Origin of the sequence: Enterococcus sp. LX10 (genome assembly GCF_023539285.1) — a bacterium.
GTDB lineage: Bacteria > Bacillota > Bacilli > Lactobacillales > Enterococcaceae > Enterococcus > Enterococcus faecalis.
In genome coordinates this window covers 802,501-819,819 of the sequence record NZ_CP092784.1, presented here as the reverse complement: position 1 = coordinate 819,819, position 17,319 = coordinate 802,501, and the positions used below count along the sequence as shown (strand labels likewise).

Sequence of the window (17,319 nt, the reverse complement as noted above, 5' to 3'; positions counted from 1 at the left end):
ATTCGCTGTATTTAATTCGAGATTCTTTTTGGTTGAATACTTGTTTTTATCAATTGTCTTTTTATTTTTGTTCAGAGGTTTTTTGTCCTTGATTTGCTTATTTTGATGTCTATTGTTAGTAATTAGTGTTAAATTCTTACTGCTGTTTTTCCGATTAGGTGAACAAGTTTTAGAGCCTTTTTGCTTACTTGGTCGTTTTGACAGAAGAGAAGCACCTACTAACGTTCGTCCAATGTTGCGTTTTAAGCTTCGGATATTTCTTTGCGCCAGTCTTTTGGGTCTCTGGGTGATTCTTCGTCCAAAATGTTGACTATCTCCACTTTGTAAGCTAAACATTCCCATCAAGTCACTTAATTTTAGATAAATGCCACCAAATGTAACAATTTGTAAAAAAGCAACCATAAAAAATGGATAGTTTCCTGATAATGCATAAAACATGGAAGAGATACTAAAAGCTGTCGTAATAACTAACGTGATCCCCGCACGCATCATAATTGCATTGAATAGCTTTTCAATTGCCTTTTTAGCCATTCCTTGATACGTCGGTAGCATCGAAAGTAAAAAACTGATTGGTAGAAACATCGCAAAAATCACGAATAGTATTTGCGAAAAGATCATGATACCTGTTAATAAGAAGATAAAGACCGAGATTCCCAGATCAAATAGAAAGAGAAAAACCACGGTTCCTAAACGATTCATGGTTTTGGTAAGCGTTAAATTTTTATTGTTGTATTTGGTAATTTCCTTTTTGACTACTTCCTCACGTTTCTTTCCATTTTCACTGTTTGGATCAACGGCTAATAATTTATCTACTCGCTTTACACCAATTTTTTCTTTGTTAGAATCATTAAATTGTAACAATAACCAAGGCTGTTGGACTTGAATAGCAAATAAACTATCTCGAATCAAATCCACACTATCTTTTCCTTTGGTTGTCGCATCTGGTACCACTATTTTCGTACCTAAAGATAACGCTGCTGAACTAATATCCGTTGAAAAATCATTCATCTTCTTTATATAACTTGGTGCATAGGCAATAAAGGAAGCAGATAATAAAAAAACAGTCACAAAATTAATGACTGCTCGAATCCCTTTAGATGTTTCCTTTTTAATTAACCCCACATAAGTTACATAAATCCCCACAAGTAGAATAAAAATCAAAAGAAAGCCAATGTAAAAGCCTTCTTTGGCAAAACCATGGCTTGAAATCCCAGCTAAAACTTGAATATTTTTACCAATCGCATCTGCAGTATCTGAAATAAAATCGAGCCGATACGCTTCTTGAATCACATAACCGGTTGCATTGGAAATATATAAACTAACGGTCCATAAAAAATTAGTAATCGCATATAGACCATACATGACAGATTTACCTACCCCATCTGACCAATTCCATGGCAACCAATCCCATGAACTATCCACAAAAAAATCCAATTGATAATGGTCTAAGCTATACGTTGAATAGAGATTCCCAGCCTCAATTTTATTGTCTACTAAACCACTAGCATTTGCTGAAAGAGTAAAAAGACTCATTATTGCCCACAGAAAGAAGAGCATCACTACTATTCCTATGAATATTTGTTTTTTAGTTTTCTTTTTCATGAGACACACCTGCTTCTTTCAATAAAGGTGGTCGTGTATCAAAAGCTTGGAAGAGTTCTTCGAAGACAGGATGAAATTGAAGAATCCCCACATGACCATATAAATCTTGAAATAAACATTGACCATTTTCTAAATTGCTCAACCGTTTTTGATTCTCTTCATCTTCTTTATCAAGCCCAAAGAACTCTAGTGTTTTCTTAATTTCATGAATATCTGTACTACGAAAAGCAAATTTTAAGCCAATGTTATTTTTCAAGCGCTCATCCAATAAATCATCACTGTTTTGCGTAACAAAATATACCCCAGCATTCATGGAGCGCCCTGCACGAACCAGTTTATTCGATAATGTTTTTCCTTGTGCTACTTGCAAAATTGACCACGCTTCATCTAAATCAACAATTTTAAAGACTTCCCGTTGACTATGAATAAAATCTAAGGCAAAGGTACTAATAACCATCAACATAGAAACACTCAATAATTCCATCGTGGTATATTCTTCAAAATTTGTCTCCGCATCTGGCAACACTAAGTCTGCTACTTGGATAATGTTTAACTGTTTGTCTAAACTAATAGATTGCTTCACTGAACCATCAGAAAATAACAATTGAGCAAAATCGTAATCAGTAAATGATTCAATGTGATCGGCAATATTCAGTGAAATAGCACTATTTTCTTTACGTAATTCTTCAATCACACAGATTAATCCACGCTTATGACTTTGAGTAACAGAACGAATAGCTTTACGTAAGACAGGAAATTTTTCGCCATCTCGACTAGAAATTCCCGTTAAAAACGTTAAAATATCAATAGCTAAACTTTCTGAATCCTTCCTGCTTTTCATGATGACATAAGGATCTAACATTCCTTGATTTTCACTTTTACTGGTTAAATTCAAAATATTAATTTCATGGGCAATATCGGGTAATTTTTCTTGCCAATTGCCTCGTTCTGCTTTCGGGTCAAGAATCAACGCTTGACCACCAAATAATACTGCATAATAAACGATTAAATTGTTACTAAAAGATTTCCCTCCACCTAGTGAACCGAGAAAAGCCGCTGCTAGCGCATTCGTAACAGAACCCTTCACTCCTTGGCTTGCTAAACTAGGTTTTAAATAGACATTTTGTCCTGTGTCTACATTGTAGCCAACATACATTCCTTCTCTTTCCCCTAACTTTTGAGTAGCACCAAAACCTAATCCAGCTAAGAAATCTGAAGTAATATACTGAATATAATCGTTCATATACCGTTTACTAGCTGGCAAAAATTCTTGATGTAAGCCCAGCATATCGCCAAACGGTCGAACTAATTTAACATTTAAATCATCATAAAAATCCATGACCTCTTCACAACGTTGCTTTAATTCTTCTTCATTTTTAGCTGAAACTCGGACGACATAACTTAATTTATACATAGATTCTTTGGACTTATCTAAATTAGTTTCCAATTCATCAACAGAATCCAATGCTTCTACGACACTATTTGTTGTTTCATTATTTGACTCCCACGCGTGATCATCTAAATCTTTTAATTCTTTTTTCTTATTACGGACTGTCGATAACGCTTTTTTATTAGGAACAATTTCAATATTCATACTTGTATCAATAGGAAACGAGAATTGTTGTTGCTGGTAGTAAAAGACTTCTGACGACGGAAAATCTAGCTCGCCCACAATTAAGTTGATGGTTAAATAAGCCACTAGAATGGACTGCTTTTCATGCTCAATTTTTAAATAACGTTGATTCTCTGTGATTAAACAACGAGTTGGACGAATAAGATCGTAACGTTTGATTAGAGTTTCCTTGTTTAATTTCCTCTTAGGAAACGCATACTCATATTCTTCATAGGTTGCTACTTCTCCTCCATAAATATGTTCTATTAAGTAAGCAAAGTCTTTTGAGAATAATGGTTGAATTTTAAAGCGGCGTGAAATTTTAGCCGCTAATAATTTTTCCAACTTCTGATAACGAAAAACTTCCTCTTGAGGGATTGAAACAAAATCACCCATTAGCTGATGATTCACTTGATAGGTAAATGCATGCAATGTTTCTTTGAATCCCTTACCAACATTTTTAACCGTCAATTCCTGATCTGTAGATACGAGTTTAAACCCAATAAAAAAACGATAATCCAATTGATTATCGCCAATCATCGAGACCAAAGCTTCGGTCTGCTCTTCTATTTTTTCTTGGGCAATTGCCTTTAAACGTCCTGTAATTTCTGCTTTAGAACGTTCTTGCGTTGCTCGTAGACTCGTTTCGGTGGAGATTTGAAGTGCATGGATTTTTCCTTCACGATTTTGCGCAATTAATTGTTGAAATTGTTCGTGTACTTCAAATTTTTGTTCTTCTGATAAAAACGAATAGTTATACGGTAGTAATTCATAATACGCAAAACATTCACCATCCGTATTCCAGACTAAATTGTTTTCAATGTACTTGATTTGGGTCATAGACTTCACTCCTAACTGTTGTTATTTCCAGTTGCACTTTTTGTTTATTTAACGTTACTTTCTTTCCTGCATAAGTTACCTTTGGACGAACAAGATACAAAATAACTGATCGTAAAAAGCCATAAGGACGTTTTCCATCAAAAGTTTTCTTAGACATAAACCATGTCACACATGCAGGAATGGCTAAATATTTTAGAAAAGCGCCTTGAATAAATACTAGTGGTGGCAAATTCCCAAAAAGAATCATTGCCAATAAGGTTAAAACAAACCATGCCATTTGGCTAAAAGTAACAGGAAAAGGCAGTTGAAAATCGTTGATCGCATAGATCACCTTTTCAACTGCCCAGATGCTGGTGTAGCTTTTAAGTTTTTTCATAAATTTATCCTCGCAGAAAAAATAGTCGTACTCGCTTATAAAAAGTACGACTAAAAATCTATATTTATCTTAGTTATTTTTTCGTTGGTATAACTTTAAATTCGTCATCTTTCTCTGAATATGACGAAACTACCTTTAATTTTTTTAAATAGAAAAGGATCTTATTAATACTATCATTTGCTGGTACTTTAGGTCTTTTATTATTAACAAATATCGTCTGTAGTTGGCTAAGTCCAACGCTTGGCAGATAATCTTGAATTTCTTTTTTATCAAAAAGCTCTATAAAAGCGGAAAATAATTCTTGCTTTTCTTGATAACCTAGAGTATCTTTATCCAACAAATCTTTAACAAGTGATTTTTCAATCTTGTAATCAAATATAGTCTTATCAGTGACCATGTTCTCAGCTAATCTTATAATTTCTTGTTTAGCCAGTTTTTTAAAGTCACTATATTCTCTAAATAAAACAGCATACTCTTTTTCATCGATATGGTCTCTAATAATTAATGATATACCCAAATCACTAAAATTAACATCTTTAATAAGAATAGGTGCTTCCGAAATATATGAAAGTAATTTTATTTCAGTCGATTCAGACACTTCATCGAATTCTAAAGAATATATGACAGATAACATTTCATTCTCTGTATATTCCCCATCCTCTATTTCTAAATATTCAATATAAGCATGGATGTTTAGAATAATAAACTTAGTGAGTGATGCTGGATAATAGTTTCTAAAAGTAGCAAGTGTCTCATGATTCAATAAAATTTTATTAAGTTCCAATAAAATATCTATCTTTGATTCTGACAAATAATCAATAGTAAAATTGGATTCTTTATAATCTAAAATAGATAATATATTCCGATAAATATCATCATTTAAATCATTGTTATAGATTGTTTGTTTAGTAAACATTTCCTCTAGATCACTTTCAACAAGCGCATCTTTCATATTTAAATCGAATTTCTCAAAATTATTTAGATTATTATTAACAAAATTAGTCAGAGTTGAATTCCAAACCATATTATTTTTTTCAAAATATTCAATAATGTTCAGATAGTTTCTCTCAGCAAATCCATAATCTAATGCCAAAGATTGTCGTTCTATACTGTTAATATTACTTAAGAATCCTGTTGTTGTTAAATTATTCTTTAAATAACTTTCTAGTATTTCATCTGAAATTTTTTCATTATTTAAAAGATCATAAATAACATTTTCTTCATCCGAATGTTGAGAAGAGCTAATTAAAAGCAAATATTCTTCTATATTGTCTTGAATATAGGATTTGAAATTTGGCTTACTACTTTTTTGAATTAAAGTTAGATTTTTCAAATTAATGTTTTCAAGTGTTTCTTTATCATAGAATGTAAGAATAGAAAATATATTTTCTTTATTTATTTCATACAAATTTTTTTCTAACAATAATTCTCCTAAATCTCTATCTATTGTTGAAAAATCTACATGAGTAAATTTTATTTTTAGTAAAAGTACTTTACTAATAAAAACAGTATTTATGTTAGATATTTGATCTAAAAATCTGCTACTATGTTTAACATAATTTTGTAATTCTTGGGTTTCTTTTGTAATTTCCATTATTTGTTTTGGAGTTGAATATTTTAAAAAATCATAAGCAAACACGTCAAGTAACTCTTTGAAATTAACTTCTTTATAAATAGTATCAATTAAATTTGGAAGATGCATATTCGTCTTATTAATGAGAGATTTTATCAATTCATCTGTATTTTTCCAGTCTTTTTTTTCAAAGTCCCTAATGTTTTGATAATAGTTTATATAAAATTCATAGTCGTCATCAATTAAAGTAAATATGTTATTAAGTTTCTGTAAATTGCTTATTTTTTCAATAACCAAAGTAAAAAAGTCAAAATTCAGAATAGCTTGTTTTAAATAGTCTTCCGTGGATATCCTATCTAAAACTTCTTCAGCAACTTCATCGTCCTTAGTCAAAGGATGTAATCTACTCAATGGATTATTCTCAACAATACTACGAAGGAAAATTTTGTCAGTACTTTTTAAACCCTTTTCGTAAAAATATGTCATATAATCAGAATAACTTTCTGAAATATAACCTTCTGTTATCAAATAAATCAAAAGTTCAATATACTGGCTATTCTTCATATCCGCGTACTTTTCTAGTTTAGCTAAAATATCCTCTCTCGTTATAACGTTTTTTAATGGCTGAACAGATGCCTTAGCAATTTGTACTCTTAGTTCAGATATTTTTTTATTTAGCTCTTCGACTTTCACTGGATTCTTATCTAAAATAGCTTGTTTTCTCTGAATGTATTCTTTATCATTAACTATTAGCTCAAATACAGTTTCAGGTAATTCACTAGATGAACGTCCATTCATATTAAATCCTATATAAGAAGAGCTTTTAAGTTTATCCAATCGTTGTTTAGGGGGATCTTCTGGCTCAATATAGCTACGACTAAAGTTATATCCATATTTTTGAATCATAAGCAGTTCTAATTCTGCTAAATCATTAATTGTCTCCTCATCACTTTTTTCTAAACTTTTCTGTATATGATTAATATTTTCCTCTAACATTTTTATACGATTATTTATATATACTTCTTTGTCTTGAATTACTGTATAGGTAAACCCGCGCCCCATCAATAAATCAGAATAATCTGAAGGAAATATATTTTTGTATATAATCATTGCCAATAAATTATTCATGTCTAATTTATTACTAACTAAATCAATATTTGCATTGTAAATCTGATACTCATTGATAATATTCTTTAGTAACCTTAAATCATCGATATAAAGTGTAACTTTTTGAAGAAAAGTTTTATCAAAGCTCTTATCGTTTTTCAAAACTTCCCCACTATCTAGACTCTTTTTAACAGGATTTAATTTAGCCTTCTCAATATATTCTAAAATCTTTTCATAGGCATTTGCGCCAGTCATAACAGGAACAACCGAGATTAAAAAATCAAAAAATTTTGTTCTATCTTTAGAAAAAAATGTATCATCTTTAAGTAAATATAAAAAAATTTGCTTATTCTTCTTTAAACTACTGTTTTTTAGTTTATTATTTACCAGGGTATTTATTTCTTTTAGTTTTTCAAAAATTGAGTTTCCTTTAAATCTATCAATGTCCTCAAAAACTATCACATCAGCATCTGAATTAATGAACAAATATAAAACATCATCTAAATATTTATCAAAATAAGAATCTTCACTATTGTTAAATATTTCAATATTCGTTTCAAAAGATGAGTTTTTCAAACTAAATTTTTTTATAATCTTTTTATTAGTCTGGAGTTTCACAAAATAATAAATTAAAATCCCTAGGGTAGCCACTACGATTACACTATTTATAAGCACTTCTATTTCAGATGACAAAAATGGAAAAGGGAACATATTATAGACTACTCTGATTTTTTCATGTATTGGTTTTATTTCAAAAAAATTCAAAATAGCTAGCAACGATATTATAATCAATATCGTTATCCGTAAGAAAAATAACCTACTTTTTTCAGGAGATTTAACTCTAAAAATTGTTTGTGGAATTCTTTTGGAATCAACCTGATGTAAAAGCTGATTTAATATTTGGCCTTCTAATTTTACCTTCATCTTTTCTGTGCTAGAAGAGTCTTCTCCTAATTTATTATCTTTTGCTATCTTACTTACCTCAGACTCATCAAAATGAGCAAGAGAAATATGAAGAAAATTAATATTTCTACCTTCATTTTCTATAATATTTTTATAACTTTCTATTATACTACTTTTACCTGAACCATAAGAGCCAGTTACTGCCACATTTTTTATTCGTTCATCATTAATAGCAAAATCAAGTGCTTCTTTGTAACCTTTCATTTCATCTTCAGATAAGCTAGTGACAGGCATTAAATCAAAAAAATTCATTGTTTCATCAGTATTGGTCGTTGTTTTTTCATTTTGTTTATTATATTTTGATTTTAAAGTTTCAATCATTTGTTTAAATTTATTGAAAAACATTAGTATACTCACTTCCATTTCAAGTATTATTATATCATTGAAATAGAAGTAAGTTCCATCATTAATAATAATTAACAATTTAAAAATATTCTAACAAAAACTTTGATTTATCTTGCTCTATTATTGAGCTAGTACTCAAAAACTCCATTCCTAGTAATCAAAAAATTCCCTTCCAATTCCAAATCTCGTCCAAAGGCTTCATAATCAATATAATTCACCAATTTTGCTGGTATTTCGCCTAACATGCCTTCTTCTACTAAAGAAGCGGCGACATCAGCCATTGTTTCGCAATCTGAATAACAGACAATATCATCTTTATGTTCCACCATTTCTTCAAAGCTATTAAAAAAGGCTTGCTGAATTTCTTGAATAGAATCTTCAAAAGGCATGCCTTCCAACTCTTGTGCTAATGTGGCTAATCGATTTAGTTCTTCCAAAGAAGTATATTCGTCGGCTTCAAAAGGTAACTCATAATCGTGAATCGCATATTCTTCATAAATGTCATTTAAACCAATCTGCTCGGCTACTTTTTCTTCATCAACTGGTAAAGTAAACCATTCGCCAACTAGTTCTCCTTCGTTATATTTCCCTAAATTTGCAATATAGACACGCAGTTCATCCATTTTTTTTAATTCCTTTCTGTCTATGCGCCCACTATTCGGTTGAAAAGTCCTAGTAGAACATCTTTCACTCCTTGGGCATTAAAAACTAAACCAACAGCTATCAAGGCAATCACTAAAAATCCGATTAACTTGGAAAATTCTCTTTTAAAACCTAGATATAAGCCAATCACAACGATGGCTAATAACACTAAAGACTGAGCGTTACTCAAAAACCATTGATATAAATTCTGTCCAAAATTCATTCTTTTTCCTCTTTTCCTTATAAAATTAATTCATTCAGTTTGTGACTTTGTTGTTTCAAAATCTTTTGATGTTTTTCTGTTAATTCTGCTTCTACAATCATTTTTTTCACATGGTGTGTCTGCTGAAGCTGGTCTAATTTCATAGCCATTTTTAATGTAGGAACTACTTGATGGGCTAACCAGTTTAAAGTTCGTTCAATGGTATACGGTTGCGGTTCTGTCGTTAACCGTAGTTCTTGGCGATTTTTTCCAATAAACCAGAGCCATCGTTCATTGGTTGGCCACTTCGATCGCTGCTTATTTCCATCATTATCCGCAAAGCGTAAATAATGGTTAATAATGGAAAAAGCCGTTTTTTCAATGTTTCTATTTTTCACAAAATCAATTAATGCTAAATACGCACGTTCATTTTTCAAGCGAATTTCAAAACGATTTTTTGTTTCTGCTTCTTCTAGTGGAATTCCTAATTTCACGTATTGTTCGTAATTTTTTTCATACAAACAAAAATATACTTCACTTTTTAAACTACCAATGTACAAGGTGTTGCCCATACCAACTTTTTCATGATTCCTCAATAATTCACCAGAACGATAGCTTTTAAAACTACGAAATAAAGAAATACATTCTTCGTTTTTACACTTCTTCGTTAATTCAGGAATAGCTAAAATTCCTGTTCGATCATTAATGGCTAAATCCAAGCGCTTAATTACTGCACCGACTGCCAAACAATCGCAGAAAAAATCATGCCACGTTCGTTGTTGGGCTAAGAGAAACGTTTCATATTGACGACAACCACGCCCTTTTAGTTCAAGCAAAACACCTTTGTCTTTCTCCTGGGAAACCATCACAATAATATCTCCCATCACATACTGTTCTTGATAAGAATAAAACGCGTAATCTTCATGAATCATATAATCAAAACGCAAACGTAAAATTGTTTCCGTTATTTTCTTAACATTAGTCGTTGGAAAACGAATCCGGATATAATCAAACAACAAGGTTAATGGTAGTTCTGGATTAAAGCTTTCTAAATGTTGAAAGATTTCTTCTCTCAATGATTGAGAAGGTTCTATTAATCCAGTTTCGATTTTATTGAAATATTCTCGAGAAATGCCACAGGCTAAAGCTAACTTATTTTGTGATAGTCCATAGTCTATTCTCTTCTTTTTCAATTGTTCAGAAGTAAATTTTTGTGCCAAACACATTCCCTCCAAATCTGTGAACCAAAAAGTCTTTGTTCACACTTTGTATACTTGATATAAATGTTGATAAGACAATAGTTGTTTATCCTATTTACACATTTATTTGTGTTTTTCTACCCCCCTGTTAGATAAAGGGGGCTTGTGCCTCATGATTGGACTTCGTCCAATCATGAACAGGCCAAATCATTGTGAAGGGCAGTTTGCTTGAGGCAAAGCCCTCCACAATGATTGCCTATCATGGTTTTAATCCATCAATTCCTTCCTTTTGAAGTTATTCTCTTAGACCGTCTAAATGAAGACTGACATTTGGAAAAGGCGAACAATCCGAAAGTCGGGAAAGGGTCGCTAAAATAGATTGAAATTCAATGCGTACATCGTCATCCACGTCTTGTACTTCTGACTCTCCCAGTCCTTTCACTCCATTTTTACGTACCTCGAAATTTAAAGCATACAACTGTTGGAGATAAAGTAATTCTTTTTCATCTTCTCCCGTCACATGATGTTCATATTCATGGCAAATATCGTATAATTCACCGATCAACGCATCGTAATCCATTGAATTCACCTTTCTTTCAATCCTTTAATTGTCTAGCAATATCAAAAATAACCGGAACGGTGACAGAGTTTCCGGCTTGAAGGTATGCGCCACTTGTTTACCTACTCGACCTCGCCGTGTTTGAGAATTGGGATAAGATAAATTGACGCTATCTCCTGGATAGACACGTTCGACCTGTTGATTGGACTTTCGAACTAATATTTTTGGTGATTCTACTTTTGTAGTTAGCGTGGGTGAAAGACTATCCGTTGAGAAAACGCGACTGCTTTGTTGGTATTTTTCTGGTAATTTGCCTACAACAATTATTCCTTTCTTCGGATGAATAACTGGTTTGTCTTCTCTGGTGAGAGGAAATATTTGTGGGGTACGTTCTGCTCGAGAATGTCCAATAATGAATACTCGCTCTCGATTTTGTGGTACATAGGCTTTAGAGTTAAGACACGCCCATTCCACATCATACCCAAGTTCATACAGCGTTCGGAGGATTGTCTCGAACGTAGCCCCTCTTTCGTGGTTAAGCAATCCTTTGACATTTTCAAGGAATAAAAACCGAGGTCTGAGAATAGCGGTGAAGCGAGCAATTTCAAAGAAGAGAGTTCCTCGAGTATCTGCGAAACCTTGTCTTTTTCCCGCAATTGAAAAAGCTTGGCACAGAAATCCGCCACAGAGAATGTCGGTATGTCCGATAGATCGAATAAATTCGTTTGAGACACTGGTAATGTCATGTAATTCTATTTCTCCTTTCGTCTGATGTATCGCTTGATAACTCTTTCTGGCATATTTATCAATTTCACAAAAGCCAACACAATGGTGACCTGCCATTTCCATTCCTAATCGAAAGCCACCAATACCGGCAAATAAATCTAAAAATTCCACAAGCTCCTCCTTTATTGATGGTTATTTTTTTCAATAATTGTTTGAATTTCAACTAAAAAATCATGCCCTTTTGGTACAATCGGTGTATAAAATTCACTAATGACGTTGGTTCCTGTATCAATATAGCCACGGCCTTTGATTTTCTTTAAGAAAAATTGTTTATTAGTTTCGCCAAACATCATGGAATAACCTAAATCACTCATTCTTCCTAGCGCAACACGTAAATTAAACTGATCTCGGATGCCATCACCTAAATATTTCGCATCAGGACGTTGACAAGCCAATATTAAAAAGAACCCTGCTTGACGTCCTAGCATGACAGTTTGTTTCAATTTATTTAGAATATTGGCACTTTCTTTTGGCGTTAACATTTCCATAAAGGCTACATATTCATCAAAAATTAAAAAGTTAGGAGCCAAGCCTAAATAAGCATAGCTTTCTCCTGTTTTATAGTTGGGCAGCTGCTTCATGTCTTTGCTACGCTGCATCATTTGACTATAAAAATCTTCCACACATTGAGAGATATCATCTTTAGATGAAGAAACATTGGGCATCACGGTTTGTAAGTCAGCTAAATCCGCATTTTTAGGATCCAAGACAAATACCGTGGCTTGAGCTTTTACTAGAGCTTCAATCAGCGTTAAAATAAAATAGGTTTTTCCACTTCCAGTTCCTCCTGCAATTAACAAATGTGGCAAGGTATCATAGGACCAATCCAAATTTTTCATTAACTTTAAAGAACCTTTTTCTGAATACATCTCCTCACTAGAAATTCGGTTGGCAATCATGTCGTAAAGCAACGTGTATTCGACATAAGAGTCTTTTAGCTCTTTCTCTGTCAGCTCACAATAAAGCCCACTTTCTAATTTCTTTTCAAGATTCAATAGTGGTTCTTGGTATTTTCCTAGAGAAATTTCAACTAAAATATGAATCAACCCATTACTCTGTCGATAGAAAACTTTAGGAAAATAAGTTATCTTTTCTTTTGAACGTGGATTAAAATCTTTAAAAAAATGAGTATTTTGTACTTGCATAACTTCATACCAATGATTCTCCATGAACATTCGCGCCAATTTCTGACGATGCTTCAAACTTTGCCAATGATTTTGGAAACACTTTAAATACAAAATCATTACTATCCCTTGAATAAACACTGAAACAAAAAGAGACAGCCAGTGAAATGTACCTAGCTGTCTATCTAAAGATTGATTTTGAATAATTTTATTTGTCATATTGTAAAGTTGTCGGTAGTGAAAAAAGCCTACGGTAACAGTTAAAATCAACAGATTCATACTAAAGATAAAGCGATAAATTAACTGTGTATCTCTTGGATAAATCTTTTTGCCTTTTCTACGTTGGAATCTCATTATTTCTTAGGAACAGGCTTTTCTTGTTGCTGTGAAACGTTGCTATTCTTTTTCAAAATTAAATCTTCCGCTTTAATGAACCAGCTGACAGTCGTTCCTTCTCGGAAGACATAGTTAGCCACGGTATCTACAGTTGGTTGTACCAGTTCGACTTCCGCATCATAAGAAAACTCTTTTAAAGGAACATCTGCAGGGATACTAACTTGGATCATTCGCCCTTGTGTACTGGATTTTAAATTATAGGTTCGTTCTTTGATTTCTGTACTAACCGTACCATCTTCATTTTGTTTTCGAACTTCTCGACGTAATGCAGAAAACTTTAATGTCCCAAATGTTTTTTCTTGGTTAATGATAATTCCTTCAGCTAATCTCATATTTACATTCCTCCATTTACTTTCACTAAATCATCAACTGTCAAAAGATAATTCGTATAGCCACGGTTATCAATTTGATAACCTTCTACTTGGATCTTTGGATTCACTACTTTGACTAGCTCCCCATCCTTAAAAATCTTTTCACCTGCTTCTGGTGCTACAATAATTTCAATATCATCTGCTCGTTGGATATCTGAATATAAGTGATAACTCCGGCCAATAACTACCCGATTTCTGCCACTTCCTTCAGTTAGAACTTCTCCTTCTCCAGCATAGGTCAAGTGACCAAATGTTTTCTCCATATTCGGTACGACAAATTTTAATTCCATCTTTTTTCCTCTTTTCTTTTTATTAAAATAAGCACGTTATTTCCAGCAAAACTGGTGGATAACGTGCGCGCTGTAAGCCATGATTCTGTTTTTCTTTCATCCATTAGTCCCGATGGCGCCAAACATAATAGCCTGCAACAGCAAACATCAATGTAAAACCAACTACCAATAATGCAGAAGAACGTTTTTCCCCAGTATTTGGGAACGATGCTTTCCTTTGATTTGGCACAGAAATCGTTGGTTTCGATTCTTGCGGAACGACAGTTTTTTGTTCTTCTTTTGGTGTTAAAGTTTGTGTTTGTTCTGTTAGGTCTTTGTTGTGTTCACCATTTACTTTACCGTTTTTATCATAATTGGTTTCTGTAAATGTAAATCGAGCCCCTTTTGGATAACGACTCGTATCAATTTTTTCTGTCAAAATCGTTTTAGTAAACGTGGCATCATCCACTGCATAATCAATTTTTCCAGAAGACCAGATAAGTTGATTGGTGCCATTAGGGAGTAACGCATATAGTTTTGTTTCAAATGCTTCTTTGGTTCCGTCTAAAAGATCATGGGTAATTTTTACATCATCATACATAGCCAAAACATCGCCATAAGTAAAGGTATTACGACCATCTGCTCCATGTGCTTTAGTTTGAATAATTACCTGTTGTTTAGTTTTTGCTTTCACAGTTTGTGCTTGGTTATTCAAATCAGCATCAATAGCGATTGGTTTTGCTCCTTTGTCATAGGCTGCTTGATTTTCGTACACTTCATTAAATAAAACCAGCGTTTTACCCGCTGCTTGTTCTGTCGTTAATGAATGTTTCATTTCCCAAGTTCCTGTTTTTTGCTCATTTGCTAGAGTTGTTTTATCTTCCTTAACAATAATTGGTTTCGCCTGTTTATCTTTTTCTTGAGCTTTTTTCGTTGCTACAACATCTACCATTTTTGTAACAACATACCAATCTTTTTTAACCGCATTCAAGTTATAACTTAAACGGTCTACTATCGTTGGATTTTTCATTGTTTCTAAATTTTTTTCTCCTGATTGCCAAGTTGCTAAAGAAGAAAGGTGATTTTCTGTTTCTGGCTTGTCATAAAGCATAAGACGATTTAAGTGAACGGAAAAAGTTTGATTCGTTAATTCTTTATAGGGTACTTTGACTACTTTAATAGGCTCTTTCTGACCTTCTTCGGTAATAGTAAAAACGTACTGACTCGCTTCATAATTCGTAGTATTTTCTTGGAAGGTAGAATGAATTACTAATGGTTGAATCTTTTGAAAACCAGTTGGTGCTTTTACTTCTTCAAAACGGTAATCACCAAAAGGAATATTTTCAAACTTACCATAGCCATCAAAACCTAACACTTCGTTAAAGCCCGTTGTTGCTTCATCGTCTGCACCTGTAATGGGTAACGTTGGTTTAATCGGAGTTAATTTAAAGTTTAAATCATTGAAACCACTACTAGTTGAACCAGAAGCAGAATTCGCAAATTTGAAAAAATCAAAACCAAAACGAATCACTTGTTCTTTGGCAGTTACGTTTTGTGTAATCACGGCATTTTCTTGATGGTCATCTACTTTGGTAATAGTTACTGGGTATTTTGTTTGGTCTAAGGTATAACCAATAGGTGCTTTAGTTTCTTTCCAATAATAATTGGAAATGGCTAAGTGTTTCACTCCCACTTGATTTTCTTTATCAACGGTTAACGTTACTTCTTGTTCAGAGGCTTTCTCACCTTTTATAGCTTCTGGATGACTTTCATCTTGCCATTTTACAGGGGTATCTTTAGCATGATTTTGATTGGTTTCTCCATAGAATAAGGTATATTGTGCCCCTTTAAACGTAGCCCTTCCTTGCGTGTCCGCTCCTGTATCTTTGTCTTCTTTGGTTAAAGTGGTTTGTCCTGTAATTTCTTGGTTGGTCCCTTTTACATATTCTACTGAAACAGGCACAGTTTGATTTTGATAAGCTAAGACTACTTTGACTGGTTTAAACGTATTTACAAACCCTGCACTGGCTTTACTTTCAGTCACATAATAAGTTCCCAATTCTAACGCTTTTAAAACATCTTTTGACGTTTCTGCATGTCCTTTTGCATCCGTAGTTATCGTTTGAACAATCGGTCCATCTGGGGTCTCTTTACGTATCTCAAACTGATTGCCCGCTAATGAGTAATGTTCATTCCAAAGGGTGGTTCCTGTTTCAACACCTTTTTTATCTAAAACGATCTGTCCTTTTTCACGAAGGTTCTTAGATACTTTTTCAATCGTTTCACCTGCTTTGATGGTGGCAGAAAGCGGCGTTGGGTCAATCGTATACGGCGCTGGAACAGATTTTTCAGTAATAGTCACTTTTGTGTTATGAGGAATCTCCTCAATTAGACTGGTTCCATCAGCCCCTGTTGTCACTTCTTGTGTAGGAAACTTTCCGCCAAAATCTAAATGAAAGACTGTTCCTGGTAATTTTTGACCTGACTCTTTATCTATCTTTGTAATTTTTAATTTGCCTTTTGTTTCTATATCCAGTTTGACTGTATAAGTCGTTGGTTTATCAATGGCACCCGCCATCACGGTTTGTACACCAGCTTTTTTATAAGCAACTGGCGTGCCTGTTCCTTCTGACTTTTCTAGTGTGAGTATACCCGATTTTGACTGTTCATTCGTACTCAAAGTTAATTGGTTACCGTTCACATGATAGTCAATGTTCGCAGTATTTTTGACCACTTTATTAAATTCTGACAAGTTTAATTGATTCGTATCTGTTAAAACAGTCGATTTTCCTAAGTTTAGTTTGGTTGTCGTTCCATCAAAGCTTGGTTTTTTTTGATAGTCTTGGACAACTTTATTGATTTTTGCTTCAATGCTTGGAATATCTACTGTACTGCCGTCTGGACGAGTCATGGTATGGATAGTATAACCATTAGCTACTTGCCAGATGATTTTTTGCGCAACGGCTTGGGTATCAGGATCTTTACCAACCTTTTTCCATAAAATGGAAACTAATTTTGCGCGGTCTGGCATATCAGCTAAAGGATTTTTTTCATAACCTGGATTGATTGGATTAATAATATTCACTTCTGGCTCAATGCAGAAAACAGGTTGCTTCTTCCCTTTATAATTAGCATAGGTAGGGGCTGTATGCGTATTAAAAACTTTTCCATTATTATACACCCCAAAAACATTGTAAATATTATTAGCATCATACTCAATTGTTACTTCTTCAGGATAATCTCTTTCTTCTGCATGAGCGATAAGTGGTGTTATACCCGTATTTACAGTTTGGAATAGCAATACTAAAGTAGCTAGTAATTTACTATTTTTTATTTTTAGTCTTCTCATCTTT

At 33.2% G+C, this 17,319-nt stretch carries 11 protein-coding genes and 2 pseudogenes; all 13 read right to left on the bottom strand.

Annotated features, from left to right (window positions below; genetic code table 11):
* Window positions 1-135: 135 nt before the first annotated feature.
* Window positions 136-1,602, bottom strand: a pseudogene (locus tag MKZ30_RS03975) (CD3337/EF1877 family mobilome membrane protein); the annotation flags it as partial.
* Window positions 1,586-4,054: a conjugal transfer ATPase TcpF gene (tcpF, locus tag MKZ30_RS03970; RefSeq protein WP_249958784.1), complete on the bottom strand. Its 2,469-nt coding sequence runs from the start codon at window positions 4,052-4,054 to the stop codon at window positions 1,586-1,588. The pseudogene MKZ30_RS03975 and the gene tcpF, both read right to left, overlap by 17 nt.
* Window positions 4,032-4,430: a conjugal transfer protein gene (locus MKZ30_RS03965; RefSeq protein WP_104869772.1), complete on the bottom strand. Its 399-nt coding sequence runs from the start codon at window positions 4,428-4,430 to the stop codon at window positions 4,032-4,034. Before MKZ30_RS03965 ends, tcpF begins: the two co-directional genes overlap by 23 nt.
* 73 nt (window positions 4,431-4,503) lie before the next feature.
* Entirely contained in the window at window positions 4,504-8,496 is a 3,993-nt protein-coding gene (locus MKZ30_RS03960; RefSeq protein WP_207434956.1) for a YobI family P-loop NTPase, read from the bottom strand.
* A gap of 50 nt (window positions 8,497-8,546) precedes the next feature.
* The gene (locus tag MKZ30_RS03955) at window positions 8,547-9,041 is read right to left on the bottom strand and encodes an antirestriction protein ArdA (protein ID WP_202563047.1); all 495 of its coding nucleotides are present in this window, start codon (window positions 9,039-9,041) and stop codon (window positions 8,547-8,549) included.
* Between the two features lie 20 nt (window positions 9,042-9,061).
* The gene (locus MKZ30_RS03950; protein ID WP_002408635.1) at window positions 9,062-9,283 is read right to left on the bottom strand and encodes a hypothetical protein; all 222 of its coding nucleotides are present in this window, start codon (window positions 9,281-9,283) and stop codon (window positions 9,062-9,064) included.
* Window positions 9,284-9,300: 17 nt separating this feature from the next.
* Complete coding sequence (gene mobT / locus MKZ30_RS03945; RefSeq protein WP_202563046.1) at window positions 9,301-10,488, bottom strand: MobT family relaxase; 1,188 nt, start codon at window positions 10,486-10,488, stop codon at window positions 9,301-9,303.
* Window positions 10,489-10,756: 268 nt separating this feature from the next.
* Window positions 10,757-11,041, bottom strand: a complete 285-nt coding sequence (locus MKZ30_RS03940) for a hypothetical protein (protein WP_202563045.1) — start codon at window positions 11,039-11,041, stop codon at window positions 10,757-10,759.
* 16 nt (window positions 11,042-11,057) lie between these two features.
* Window positions 11,058-11,917: pseudogene (locus MKZ30_RS03935) on the bottom strand (DNA cytosine methyltransferase).
* A gap of 11 nt (window positions 11,918-11,928) precedes the next feature.
* Window positions 11,929-13,284 carry an FtsK/SpoIIIE domain-containing protein gene (locus tag MKZ30_RS03930; RefSeq protein ID WP_202563044.1) on the bottom strand — a complete coding sequence of 452 codons (1,356 nt, stop codon included), beginning with the start codon at window positions 13,282-13,284 and terminating at the stop codon, window positions 11,929-11,931.
* Complete coding sequence (locus tag MKZ30_RS03925) at window positions 13,284-13,658, bottom strand: YdcP family protein (RefSeq protein ID WP_202563043.1); 375 nt, start codon at window positions 13,656-13,658, stop codon at window positions 13,284-13,286. Before MKZ30_RS03925 ends, MKZ30_RS03930 begins: the two co-directional genes overlap by 1 nt.
* A gap of 2 nt (window positions 13,659-13,660) precedes the next feature.
* Window positions 13,661-13,987: a YdcP family protein gene (locus MKZ30_RS03920; protein WP_202563042.1), complete on the bottom strand. Its 327-nt coding sequence runs from the start codon at window positions 13,985-13,987 to the stop codon at window positions 13,661-13,663.
* Between the two features lie 103 nt (window positions 13,988-14,090).
* Window positions 14,091-17,315 carry an MSCRAMM family collagen-binding adhesin EcbA gene (gene ecbA / locus MKZ30_RS03915; protein ID WP_207434954.1) on the bottom strand — a complete coding sequence of 1,075 codons (3,225 nt, stop codon included), beginning with the start codon at window positions 17,313-17,315 and terminating at the stop codon, window positions 14,091-14,093.
* Between the last annotated feature and the right edge of the window lie 4 nt (window positions 17,316-17,319).